We start from the raw sequence: 12337 nt of genomic DNA on the forward strand, positions 1-12337 counted from the left end.
AGACGATTTTCTTGAAATTTAAGCAGTTGCGTAAATGCCTACGGTTAAATACTGTATGCACGTACAGCTTGATAAGGATAATCCTGTGGCCATGCCCTCCGCTGCAACTACCCCCTTAGATTCCTATGCACGACTCGGTCTACGGGTCTCGAAGATCATCAACGCGCCCACCGCACAAAATGCCAAGGCCGCTCTGATCTTTCGCCTGCCCGATGAGCCGGTGGAGGAATGGGAACGCCTGCTGGCAGAAATCGACGAGAACGACAACGTCACCCTCGCCTATCGCGACGATGGCGGCGTGCAGGTTTTCTGGGTTGTGCCGAAGGAAGATTGAGCTTGATGAATTTCCGCTGTCTGGTTTTATTGCTCGGCTTCGTTGCCATGGGCGCACAGGCTGGAGCGCCCCGTACCTTCAACGAAGCCAAGAAAGTCGCCTGGAAGCTCTATGCCCCCCAATCCACCGAGTTCTACTGCGGCTGCAAATACACCGGCAACCGCGTGAACCTCTCCGCCTGCGGTTATGTACCCCGCAAAAACGCCAGTCGCGCCGCCCGCATCGAGTGGGAACATATCGTTCCGGCCTGGCATATCGGCCATCAGCGTCAATGCTGGCAACAAGGTGGGCGCAAGAACTGCACTCGCTACGACCCGGTCTACCAACGGGCCGAGGCCGACCTTCACAACCTGGTGCCCAGCATTGGCGAGGTCAATGGCGATCGCAGCAACTTCAGCTTCGGCTGGTTGCCGGTGCAGAAGGGCCAATACGGCTCGTGCCTGACCCAGGTGGACTTCAAGGCCAAAAAAGTCATGCCCCGCCCTTCCATCCGCGGGATGATCGCCAGGACCTATTTTTACATGAGCAAACAATATGGCCTGCGGCTCTCCAAACAGGACCGGCGCCTGTACGAAGCCTGGGACAAGACCTACCCGGTGCAAGCGTGGGAGCGCCAGCGCAACCAGAGCGTGGCATGCGTGATGGGGCGTGGAAACGAATTCGTCGGACCGGTGGACTTGAAGGCCTGCGGCTGACCTGGCCTATACGAACGGCACAGCTCAACTGTGGGAGCGAGCTCGCGACGGCGGTGGACCCGCAACATTGACGCTGACTGGCAACGGCTCTATCGCGAGCAAGCTCGCTCCCACAGGTTTGGTTTTGTCTGATTATCGTGCTGGCGGAAAGTCCACGACCAAGGTCTCGATGTTGCGCTTCTTGGCTCGTACCAGCGCAGCATTGATCTGCTCCTGTTTCGCCTGAGCTTCAGCCTCGGAACCCAACGGCCCGACCAGGACCCGATCCTTGCCATTTTCCCTGACGACACTGGACATGAAGCTGTGCTCGATCAGCCAGCCCGTCAGGTCGCTGACGGCCTGGGGCGTCTGGCCTCGCACCTCGACAGCCCACTGCGGCGCCGCGACTGCCGGCGTGGAGGTCGCCGCCGGCTTCGGCTTGGGTGCTTCGACGTCGCGCCCTTCCCCACATCCCGCCAGCGCCAGTACCGCAATTACCCAAGCCAATTTACGCACAACGATTCCCCCGCAAGACATGAAGCGAGGATTTTAGCATCCAGTTTCGCCGGAAACGCCCTAAACAGTGCGCAAAACACGAGAATCCTCTCCAACGTCTCTGTATAGTCGCACCCTGGGAATTAATGCAGCATCTGCACGTCAGAAAGAGGCACACACATTGTGACACTTAGCACTAATCTATAAGCAGTACCGACATCTGCACTGTCTGAATCAGGTGCCCTATAAAGCAATCAAGGAGAACACCATGCTGATACTCACCCGCAAAGTCGGTGAAAGCATAAACATTGGTGACGACATCACGATCACCATTCTGGGCGTTAGCGGCCAACAGGTCCGGATCGGCATCAACGCCCCGAAAAACGTTGCGGTGCATCGCGAAGAAATTTATCAGCGCATCCAGGCCGGCCTCACTGCCCCTGACAAACCGCAAACGCCCTGAGCCCTGCCGCAGTCCGCAGCCAGCCCGTTTGCATCGCCGCAATGGCTGGCTAAAGATGCATGCCGACCGAGCCGCACCCTGTCCAATCCCGCCTTGTAAATCCAATCAACCCGGAACCGATACTACTGGCATGCCCCACACCATGGCTGTCAGACGTTTCGTTTTAATGGCGATGAAGCAGGCGCTAGCGCCGGTCAGCCCAAGCGCACGCCACGGGTCATGCCCGTGGCCGCCACGACCACACGATCAACAGCAACGCTTGCAGGTGGCTGATCCGCGCCACTTGCCAGCGCCGCAGCGCCATGCCGAAGGTCAGCACCGCCCAGAACTCGAAGGCAAACGCCAGCAGATGGGTGGCCGCGACAGATCAGCGGAAAAGCATGGGAAGGCTCCCGTCAGGGATGTCGAGCGATCGGTCAGAATCAATTGAAATGCAAAAAACTGTGGGAGCGAGCTTGCTCGCTCCCACAGTGGGTATTGCGCGTTCTAAGAGATGTTAGTCCGCCAAACGCCAGGTCGTCCCGCCCTTCCCGTCTTCCAGCACCACGCCCATGGCAGTGAGCTGGTCGCGGATGCGGTCGGATTCGGCCCAGTCCTTGTTGGCCCGCGCCGCGAGCCGTGCTTGAATCAGCGCGTCGACCTCGGCAGCGTCGACGCGGCCTTCGGCACCGGCCTGCAGGAAGTCATCGGCTTCGAGCTGCAACACACCCAGAACACTGGCCAGTTCCTTCAAGCGCGCCGCCAAGCCGGCCGCCTCATCGAGATCGCTCTCGCGCAGGCGGTTGATCTCACGCACCATCTCGAACAGCACCGCGCACGCTTCCGGCGTGCCGAAGTCATCGTTCATCACTTCGGTAAACCGTGCCACGAACGCTTCACCACCGGCAGGTGGCACGCTCGGCAGGCCTTTCAACGCATGGTAGAAACGCTCCAGGGCGCCCTTGGCATCCTTGAGGTTATCTTCCGAATAGTTGATGGCGCTGCGGTAGTGGCTCGACACCAGCAGGTAACGCACGACTTCCGGATGGTACTTATCGAGCACGTCGCGGATGGTGAAGAAGTTGTTCAAGGATTTGGACATCTTCTCGCCATTGATGCGAATCATGCCGCAATGCATCCAGGCATTGGCGTAGGTCTTGCCGGTGGCCGCTTCACTCTGGGCGATTTCGTTTTCGTGGTGCGGAAATTCCAGGTCGCTGCCGCCGCCATGAATGTCGAAAGTCTCGCCCAGGCAGCAGGTGGACATCACCGAGCATTCGATGTGCCAGCCCGGACGCCCGGCGCCCCACGGCGACTCCCAGCTCGGCTCGCCCGGCTTGGCGCCTTTCCACAGCACGAAGTCCAGCGGGTCTTCCTTCGACTCGTCGACTTCGATGCGTGCGCCGATGCGCAAATCTTCGATCTTCTTGCGCGACAGTTTGCCGTAGCCCATGAACTTGGCGACGCGGTAGTACACGTCGCCATTGCCCGGTGCGTAGGCATAGCCCTTGTCGATCAAGGTCTGGATCATCGCCAGCATGCCCGGGATGTGATCGGTGGCACGGGGCTCCAGGTCCGGCTTCTGGATGTTGAGGCGCGCCTCGTCCTCGTGCATGGCCTTGATCATGCGCTCGGTCAGCGCATCGAACGCTTCACCATTCTCGTTGGCGCGATTGATGATCTTGTCGTCGATGTCGGTGATGTTGCGCACGTAGGTCAGGTCGTAGCCGCTGAAACGCAACCAGCGGGTCACCAGGTCAAAGGCGACCATGCTGCGGCCATGACCCAGGTGGCAATAGTCGTACACGGTCATGCCGCAGACGTACATGCGCACCTTGTTGCCATCCAGCGGCTTGAAGACTTCTTTGCTCTTGGTGAGCGTGTTGTAGATCGTAAGCACAGGGTTTCCCTTAAGACTTGATCACTGACCCCAGGAGTCGCGCAAGGTCACGGTACGGTTGAACACCGGAGCACCGGGTTTCGAGTCCTTGATATCCGCGCAGAAGTAACCTTCGCGCTCGAACTGGAAACGGTCCTCCGGCTGTGCGTTGCCCAGCGAAGGCTCGGCACGACAACCAGTGAGTACTTGCAAGGAGTCAGGGTTGATGTTGTCCAGGAAGCTGGCGCTGTCCTCGGCCTTCTCCGGGTTCGGCGAACGGAACAGGCGATCGTACAGGCGCACTTCGCACTCGACGCTCGCGGCGGCCGGCACCCAGTGGATCACGCCCTTGACCTTGCGACCTTCCGGGTTCTTGCCCAGGGTGTCGGGATCATAGGAGCAACGCAGCTCGACGATATTGCCGTCGGCGTCCTTGATGGCCTCATCGGCGCGGATCACGTAGCTGCCACGCAGGCGCACTTCGCCGGCAGGTTCCAGGCGCTTGTAGCCTTTGGGCGGCTCTTCCATGAAGTCTTCACGGTCGATGTAGATTTCCCGGGCGAACGGCAGGACGCGTACGCCCATGTCTTCCTTCGGGTGGCACGGCAGTTCGAGGTTCTCGACCTGGCCTTCCGGGTAATTGGTGATGACGACTTTCAGCGGACGCAACACGCACATGGCGCGCGGCGCGCTGTGGTCGAGGTCGTCACGGATGCTGAATTCCAGCATGCCGAAGTCCACCACGCCGTCGGAACGGTTGGTGCCGATCATCTCGCAGAAATTGCGGATCGACTTCGGCGTGTAGCCACGACGGCGGAAGCCCGACAACGTCGACATGCGTGGGTCATCCCAACCGTTGACGTGCTTTTCGTCCACCAGTTGCTTGAGCTTGCGCTTGCTGGTGATGGTGTAGTTCAGGTTCAGGCGGCTGAATTCGTACTGGCGCGGGTTGGCCGGCACCGGCAGGTGCTCCAGGAACCATTCGTACAGCGGACGGTGGCTTTCGAATTCCAGCGTGCAGATCGAATGCGTGATGCCTTCGATGGCGTCCGACTGGCCGTGGGTGAAGTCATAGTTCGGATAGATGCACCATTTGTCGCCCGTCTGGTGGTGATGGGCATGACGGATGCGGTACATGATCGGGTCGCGCAGGTTCATGTTCGGCGAGGCCATGTCGATCTTGGCGCGCAGCACGCGGGCGCCGTCCGGGAACTCACCGGCGCGCATGCGGGCGAACAGGTCCAGGTTCTCTTCCACGCTGCGGTCGCGGAACGGGCTGTTCTTACCCGGTTCGGTCAGGCTGCCACGGTATTCCTTGGCCTGCTCCGGGGTCAGGTCGCACACGTAGGCGTTGCCGGACTTGATCAGCTCGACCGCCCAGTCATGCAACTGGTCGAAATATTGCGAGGCATAGCGCACTTCGCCCGCCCATTCGAAACCCAGCCACTTGACGTCGCTCTTGATCGCGTCGATGTATTCCTGGTCTTCCTTGGCCGGGTTGGTGTCATCGAAACGCAAGTGCGTGACGCCACCGAACTCCTCGGCGAGGCCGAAGTTCACGCAGATGGATTTGGCGTGACCGATGTGCAGGTAGCCGTTGGGCTCCGGCGGGAAGCGGGTGACGATCTGCGTATGCTTACCCGAATCCAGGTCCGCCTGGATGATCGGGCGCAGGAAATTGACCGGCACGGCCGGGCCGGTCTTGGAATTCGAGGTAGGGTCGACAGTGGGCTTGCTCATAGGATCCTTGAACATACAAGTGCGCGGCCGGGTGCGGCCTGATAAATCAAAGCCCGTATCATAGCCGATGCTGTCAAGCACCTGACAGGCCGAGCCGGCAAACGATTGAATTTAATCGATGACCCGATGAAAAACAGCCTCGAAATTCGTGCATGGCACGCTAAACTGCCCAACCTGGCGATTGCGGCCAGACCGGTTGCGGGCGCCCGCGCCCCCCAAACCCACGAATTCCTTGAAGAGTAGTAATCATGACCCAAGTCAAACTGACCACCAACCATGGCGACATCGTCCTGGAACTGAACGCCGAAAAGGCACCGATCACCGTTGCCAACTTCGTTGAATACGTCAAGGCCGGCCACTACGAAAACACCGTTTTCCACCGTGTCATCGGCAACTTCATGATCCAGGGCGGTGGTTTCGAACCGGGCATGAAGGAAAAGAAAGACAAGCGCCCAAGCATCCAGAACGAAGCCGACAACGGTCTTTCCAACGACAAATACACCGTCGCCATGGCCCGCACCATGGAGCCGCATTCGGCCTCCGCGCAGTTCTTCATCAACGTGGCCGACAACAGCTTCCTGAACCACAGCGGCAAGAACGTCCAGGGCTGGGGCTATGCGGTATTCGGTAAAGTCACCGCCGGCACCGATGTGGTCGACAAGATCAAAGGCGTGTCCACCACCTCCAAGGCCGGCCATCAGGACGTCCCGGCAGAAGACGTGATCATCGAGAAAGCCGAGATCATTGAGTGATATTGCTGATTTCAGACTTGCATCTGGAAGAGGAGCGCCCGGACATCACCCGGGCGTTTCTGGATCTGCTCGCCACACGCGCCCGTGCGGCGCAAGCGTTGTACATCCTGGGCGACTTTTTCGAAGCCTGGATCGGCGACGATGCCATGACGCCGTTCCAGCGTTCCATCTGCCAGGCCCTGCGCGAATTGAGCGACAGCGGCACGGCCATTTTTCTCATGCACGGCAATCGCGACTTCATGCTCGGGCAGGCGTTCTGCAAAGCGGCTGGCTGCACCTTGCTCCAGGATCCGAGCGTCGTGCAGTTCAACGGTGAACCTGTATTGCTGATGCACGGCGACAGCCTCTGCACGCGGGATATCGGCTACATGAAGCTGCGCCGCTGGCTGCGCAACCCGGTCACGCTGTTCATCCTGCGCCACCTGCCACTGGGCAGCCGCCAGAAACTGGCGCGCAAACTGCGCAGCGAAAGCCGCACGCAGACGCGGATGAAAGCCAACGACATCGTCGACGTCACGCCCGAAGAGATCCCGCTGATCATGCAGCAGTACGGCGTGAAGACCCTGGTCCACGGCCACACCCACCGCCCCGCCATCCATAAGCTGCAACTGGGCGAACACGCAGCGAGACGCATCGTGCTGGGGGATTGGGACAAGCAAGGGTGGGCGTTGCAGGTAGATGAACAAGGGTTTGCGTTGGCGCCGTTCGGGTTTGCCCCGCCGCCACAACTGCCGGCACCCGACGCAATCCCCGATCCAATATAAATCCCCTGTGGGAGCGAGCTTGCTCGCGATAGCGGTGTATCAGCCAACGAAAATGTTGGATATGAGTCCGCAATCGCGAGCAAGCTCGCTCCCACATTGAAACTGCATTACCCAGTCAATGCCCTGCCGAAGCAGGCCCCGCCTTCGCCGTGAACGGCGGTTTCGCCAGCCACACCAGCAGGATCAACCCCATGAATGCCCAGCCCAGCAACGTGAAGTAATCCACGGTGGAGAGCATGTACGCCTGGCTGGTGAGGATCTGGTCGAGCTGGGCATAGACCGGCGTGCTCGCCCCGCCGAGCTGGTTGATCGTCTCGCGCGTGGCCGGCTCGAAGGTGCTGATGCTTTCGCTCAGGTACGCGTGGTGTTGGTCGGCCCGACGGATCCAGATCCATGTGGTCAAGGATGCGGCGAAGCTGCCGCCCAGGGTCCGCAGAAACGTCGCCAGCCCCGCGCCATCGGCGATCTGGTGAGGCGGCAGGTCGGACATGAGGATGCTCAAGGTCGGCATGAAAAACAGCGCCACTCCGATGCCCATGAACAACTGCACCAGGGCGATGTGCTGGAAATCCACTTCGTTGGTGAACCCGGCGCGCATGAAGCAACTCAGGCCAATCGCCAGGAAGGCCAGCCCGGCCAACAGGCGCAGGTCGAACTTGTGGGCGTACTTGCCGACGAAGGGCGACATCAACACCGGCAGGATACCGATCGGCGCTACCGCCAGGCCGGCCCATGTGGCCGTATAGCCCATCTGGGTCTGCAGCCATTGCGGCAGGATCAGGTTGATGCCGAAGAAACCGGCGTAACCGCCCACCAGCACAATGGTGCCGATGCGAAAGTTGCGATAGGCGAACAGCCGCAGGTTGACCACCGGGTGGCCGTCGGTCATTTCCCAGATCACGAACACCGCGAGGGCGATCACCGAAATCAGTGCGCCAATGATGATGAAGTTCGACTCGAACCAATCCAGGTCATTGCCCTTGTCGAGAATCACCTGCAACGCGCCGACACCAATGATCAGCGTGATCAGGCCGACATAGTCCATCGGCTGGCGGCTGGTGACCACCGGCCGCGCCTTGAGCTGCTGGCGCACGACCATCACCGCGAAGATGCCGATGGGCACGTTGATGAAGAAAATCCAAGGCCAGCTATAGCTGTCGGTGATCCAGCCGCCGAGGATCGGCCCGGCGATCGGCGCCACCACCGTGACCATCGCCAGCAACGCCAGGGCCATGCCACGCCTGGCCGGTGGGTACACGGCGATCAGCAAGGTCTGGGTCATCGGATACAACGGCCCGGCCACCAGCCCTTGAAGCACACGAAAGCCGATCAGCTCGGGCATCGATGTCGAGATTCCGCACAGGAACGAGGCCAGGACGAACAACATCGTTGCCCACAGAAACAGCTTCACCTCGCCAAACCGCCGGCTCAACCAGCCGGTCAATGGCAGCGCGATGGCGTTGCTCACCGCGAACGAAGTGATCACCCAAGTGCCCTGCTCCGAGCTCACGCCCAGGTTGCCGGAAATGGTCGGCAAGGCGACGTTGGCGATGGTGGTGTCGAGCACCTGCATGAACGTCGCCAGCGACAACCCGATGGTGCTGAGCAACAGGCTGGGCGGCGTGAAGGACGCGTTATTGCTCATTGCGAGAATCCTATGAAGCGGTGGTGGTGAAATCGAAGCAAAAACCCGCCAGGACCGTGATGCTGTCACTGTCACTTAAGGCCTTTGACAGACACGTGGCGAGGGAGCTTGCTCCCGCTGGGCCGCGGAGCGGCCCCAAAACCTGTCGAGCACGCAACATCAGACACACCGCTCCCACCGGTTTACGACTGCTTCGCAGCCGAGCGGGAGCAAGCTCCCTCGCCACAGGGTTGGCGGCGCTGCTTCAGCGCTGCGCGGTCTTGCCCGCCGCCGCGCTGTTTTCATGAATCAGGCGCGTGATCATCGCGTCGGCGTCGGCCAGCTGGCGGTCGTAGACCTGGGTGCTGAACGTGGCTTTTTGCGGTGGCTGCTGGGCCAGAACCGGCCCGCTCTGGTCATGCAGGTTGACGTCGACCTGGGTCGACAGCCCCACCCGCAGCGGATGCTTGGCCAACTCTTGGGCATTGATATGAATGCGCACCGGCACCCGCTGGACGATCTTGATCCAGTTGCCGGTGGCGTTCTGTGCCGGCAGCAAGGCGAATGCGCTGCCGGTCCCGGCGCCCAGGCTGTCGACCGTGCCGCTGTACTTCACATCGCTGCCATACAGATCGGTCTCGATGTCCACCGGTTGGCCGATGCGCATGTCGCGCAGTTGGGTTTCCTTGAAGTTGGCGTCGATCCACAACTGGTCCAGCGGGATCACGGCCATCAACGCGGTGCCTGGTTGCACCCGTTGGCCGAGCTGAACGGTGCGTTTGGCGACGTAACCGGTCACTGGCGCGATCAAGGTGCTGCGAGCATTGGTCAAGAACGCCTGGCGCAGTTGCGCGGCGGCCGCTTGCACGTCGGGATGGGACGACACCACGGTGTCATCCACCAAGGCGCTGGTGGTCTTGAGCTGCTGCCGGGCATTGGCCAGGGCGTTCTGCGCCGAGGTCAGGTCATCCCGGGCATGGGACAGTTCTTCCTGGGAAATCGCCCCGCCCGCCGCCAGGTTCTTGCGTCGGTTGTAGTTCTCCTGGGCCTTCTGCACTTCGGCTTCTTGCGCATGGACTTGCGCCTTCATGCCATCGACATTGCTGTACAAGCCGCGCACCTGGCGCACGGTACGGGCCAGGTTGGCCTGGGCACTTTGCAGCGCAACTTCGGCATCGTTCGGGTCGAACTGCACCAGCACCTGGCCTTCGCGCACCAGGTCGCCGTCATCGGCGCCGATGCTTATCACGGTCCCGGTGACCTGCGGGGTGATTTCCACGACGTTGCCGTTGACGTAGGCATCGTCGGTGCTTTCGCTCCAGCGCCCATACAGTTCGTGCCAGGCCCAGACGCCCAGGCCACCGAGAATGACGATCACGGCCAGGGCGAGCAGCATGACCTTGCGTTTGCGTGGGTTGCCGCTGTCCTGTGGCGTTTGTTGCGTTGTTTCGGCAGTTGCCATGACAAATACCTCGAATCAGTGAGCCGGCGCGGTGGCGGCCGGTGCGGCCGAAGCCACGGTTTGGGTGTCGAAGCCGCCGCCCAGGGCCTGCATCAGTTGGATCGACAAATCAATCTGCTCGGCATTGAGCGTTGCCAGTTGGCGCTGGGCCTGGAGCAACTGCTGCTCGATGCTCAACACGTCCAGGTAATTGCCGATGCCGGAGCCGTAGCGCTGGACCACGGTGTCATAGGAGTTCTGTGCGATATCCACGGCGTGCTGCTGGGCGCCGATCTGCCGGCCGATGTCACGCAACTGATTGATGGTGTCGCTGACATCGCCAAGTGCCGCGACCAGGCTCTTGTTGTATTGCGCCACCGCCAGGTCGTAGTCGGCGTCACGGGCGTCCAGGTCCGCCCGCAAACGTCCACCGTCGAAAATCGGCAGCGACACCGTCGGCGCCACGTTGAAGAAGCGACTCGCTGAACCAAACATCGCGTCACCCAGCAGCGATTGCACCCCGGCCGCCGCGCTCAGGTTGAGGTTGGGGTAGAAGTTCGTCTTGCCGGCCTCAATGTTCTTGCTAGCCGCCTCCACCCGCCACCGCGCGGCGACCAGGTCCGGACGACGGCCCAGCAACTCGGCAGGCAGGTTCGACGGCAAGGCGACCGCGCTGGCCTGCAACACGTGGGGCCGGGCGATTTCGTTGCCACGATCCGGCCCTTTGCCCAGCAGCACCGCCAAGGCGATCTTGGCGCTTTGCAAACGTTTCTCCGCGTCGATCAATGTGGCATCGGCGCTGGCCTCCAGGCTTTCGGTCTGCTGGAACTGATATTCGCTGTCGATCCCGGCGCTGAGACGGCGCTTGCCCAGGTCTAGCATTTGCCGCGTGCGCTTGAGATCTTCGTTGGCCAGGTCATAAATGATATGGGCCTGGCCCAAGTCGCTGTAGGCCCGGGCCACGTCAGCGGCCAGGGTCAGCTGTGCGGCCTGGCGGTCAATCTCGGCGGCGCGGGCCTGGCCGAGGGCAGCTTCCCAGGCAGCGCGCTGGCCACCCCACAAATCGAAGTCGTAGTTGAAATCCACGCTCAGCGAACGCAAGGTGCTGTAGGCGCCGCCCTGCCCTTGCGGATCCTGGTCGCGAGCCAGGCGCGAACGGCTCACGCTGCCGCTGGCGTCCAGGGACGGCAGACGCGCGGCATTGGCGGCGTAGGCAGCGGCGCTGGCCTGGTGAACACGGGCGCTGGCGATCTGCATGTCAGGGCTGTCACGCAGCGCTTCGCGGATCAGGCTATCGAGTTGCGGATCGCCGAGGCTCTTCCACCAATCGCTTTTGGGCCACGAGGCCGGCGACAACGTGACGCCAGTCAGCGATTGTCCCGCCTGGAGGCTTTTGGCCTCGAGGCTGACACCTTCGGTATTCAGGCCACTGTAGCTGGCACAACCGGCCAGGCTCATGGCCAATAGCACCAGGCTCAGGCCGGTACGCAAGGTTTGACGCTTCATTTTTCCCCCAATCGCAGGACGGTGAAGGGATCACCGGCGGCGAGCAGTATTTTCTTGAGGATGTTCTCGAGGGTTTGCAGCTCCTCGCGGCTGATGGCACCGGCCAGTTGATTCATGGCGTCGGCCCCGATGAATGGCAGGCGGTCAGCCAGCGCTTGGCCGGCCTCGGTCAACACCAGGCGGACCTGCCGTCGGTCCTGGGCCGAGCGTTGGCGAACCAGGAAGCTCTTCTGCTCCAGGCGGTCGAGCATTCGTGTCATCGAGCCGCTGTCCAGCGACAGGTAACGACACAGCTCCACCGGCGTGTCGATGCCGTGCTGGGCCATGATGATCAGCACCTTGAACTGCGCGGCAGTGATGCCGACGGGCTCCATGTGCGTGTCGATGATCCGATCCTTGAGCATCGCGGCACGGCCGAGCAGCATGCCGAGATGGCAATTGTGGAATTCGTCTGGGGTGAAATGCTTCATCTGACCACCTTTTGCTGCCTAGGCAGTGAATGTATGACGAGATGTTACTGCCTAGGCAGCAAATGTCAAACAAATAGTTAGTTAGCTACGCATAAACAAACAGACGCAGAAAATTTCGTGGGAGCGAGCCTGCTCGCGATAGCGGTGTGTCAGTCATCGAAGATGCTGAATGTCATTGCGCTATCGCGAGCAGGCTCGCTCCCACATTGGGCATTG

Annotated in this window: 12 protein-coding genes and 1 pseudogene; 5 read left to right on the forward strand and 8 right to left on the reverse strand. The window is 61.0% G+C overall.

From position 1 onward, the window contains the following. Positions 1-34: 34 nt before the first annotated feature. Positions 35-334, forward strand: coding sequence for a DUF1654 domain-containing protein (locus J3P81_RS15745; protein ID WP_434559677.1), 300 nt, complete (start codon positions 35-37; stop codon positions 332-334). Positions 335-339: 5 nt separating this feature from the next. Next, a complete protein-coding gene (locus J3P81_RS15750) occupies positions 340-1029 on the forward strand; it encodes an endonuclease (protein WP_434559679.1) in 690 nt (229 codons plus the stop codon). 132 nt (positions 1030-1161) lie between these two features. Here the strand turns inward: J3P81_RS15750 and J3P81_RS15755 are convergent, their stop codons facing one another. After that, the gene (locus J3P81_RS15755) at positions 1162-1524 is read right to left on the reverse strand and encodes an SPOR domain-containing protein (protein WP_420765822.1); all 363 of its coding nucleotides are present in this window, start codon (positions 1522-1524) and stop codon (positions 1162-1164) included. Positions 1525-1771: 247 nt separating this feature from the next. Between J3P81_RS15755 and csrA the strand changes: the two genes are divergently transcribed. Beyond that, a complete protein-coding gene (csrA, locus tag J3P81_RS15760) occupies positions 1772-1966 on the forward strand; it encodes a carbon storage regulator CsrA (protein WP_003179932.1) in 195 nt (64 codons plus the stop codon). 194 nt (positions 1967-2160) lie between these two features. Here csrA and J3P81_RS15765 read toward each other — a convergent pair. The 3 genes and pseudogenes from J3P81_RS15765 to J3P81_RS15775 all read right to left on the reverse strand — a co-directional run. Then, positions 2161-2246 (reverse strand): annotated as a pseudogene (locus tag J3P81_RS15765) (DUF2214 family protein); the annotation flags it as partial. Between the two features lie 216 nt (positions 2247-2462). After that, a complete protein-coding gene (cysS, locus tag J3P81_RS15770) occupies positions 2463-3845 on the reverse strand; it encodes a cysteine--tRNA ligase (RefSeq protein ID WP_434559681.1) in 1383 nt (460 codons plus the stop codon). 21 nt (positions 3846-3866) lie between these two features. Beyond that, positions 3867-5564, reverse strand: coding sequence for a glutamine--tRNA ligase/YqeY domain fusion protein (locus tag J3P81_RS15775; RefSeq protein WP_420765820.1), 1698 nt, complete (start codon positions 5562-5564; stop codon positions 3867-3869). A gap of 248 nt (positions 5565-5812) precedes the next feature. On the opposite strand from J3P81_RS15775, the gene J3P81_RS15780 reads away from it, so the two are divergent. Beyond that, positions 5813-6316 carry a peptidylprolyl isomerase gene (locus tag J3P81_RS15780; protein ID WP_420765819.1) on the forward strand — a complete coding sequence of 168 codons (504 nt, stop codon included), beginning with the start codon at positions 5813-5815 and terminating at the stop codon, positions 6314-6316. Further along, positions 6313-7080 carry a UDP-2,3-diacylglucosamine diphosphatase gene (locus J3P81_RS15785; RefSeq protein WP_434559683.1) on the forward strand — a complete coding sequence of 256 codons (768 nt, stop codon included), beginning with the start codon at positions 6313-6315 and terminating at the stop codon, positions 7078-7080. The genes J3P81_RS15780 and J3P81_RS15785 overlap by 4 nt, the downstream gene beginning before the upstream one ends. Positions 7081-7195: 115 nt before the next feature. On the opposite strand, the gene J3P81_RS15790 is transcribed toward J3P81_RS15785, so the two are convergent. The 4 genes from J3P81_RS15790 to J3P81_RS15805 form a co-directional block, all read right to left on the reverse strand. Continuing rightward, positions 7196-8725, reverse strand: coding sequence for a DHA2 family efflux MFS transporter permease subunit (locus tag J3P81_RS15790; protein ID WP_420765817.1), 1530 nt, complete (start codon positions 8723-8725; stop codon positions 7196-7198). 244 nt (positions 8726-8969) lie between these two features. Further along, positions 8970-10166 carry an efflux RND transporter periplasmic adaptor subunit gene (locus J3P81_RS15795; protein WP_420765816.1) on the reverse strand — a complete coding sequence of 399 codons (1197 nt, stop codon included), beginning with the start codon at positions 10164-10166 and terminating at the stop codon, positions 8970-8972. A gap of 15 nt (positions 10167-10181) precedes the next feature. Beyond that, positions 10182-11651 (reverse strand): efflux transporter outer membrane subunit, encoded by a 1470-nt coding sequence (locus J3P81_RS15800; protein WP_434559685.1) that lies wholly within the window; start codon positions 11649-11651, stop codon positions 10182-10184. Then, positions 11648-12121 carry a MarR family winged helix-turn-helix transcriptional regulator gene (locus tag J3P81_RS15805; RefSeq protein WP_420765814.1) on the reverse strand — a complete coding sequence of 158 codons (474 nt, stop codon included), beginning with the start codon at positions 12119-12121 and terminating at the stop codon, positions 11648-11650. The genes J3P81_RS15800 and J3P81_RS15805 overlap by 4 nt, the downstream gene beginning before the upstream one ends. Between the last annotated feature and the right edge of the window lie 216 nt (positions 12122-12337).

It is taken from the genome of Pseudomonas sp. R1-6 (assembly GCF_051132115.1).
In the GTDB taxonomy this organism is placed as follows: domain Bacteria; phylum Pseudomonadota; class Gammaproteobacteria; order Pseudomonadales; family Pseudomonadaceae; genus Aquipseudomonas.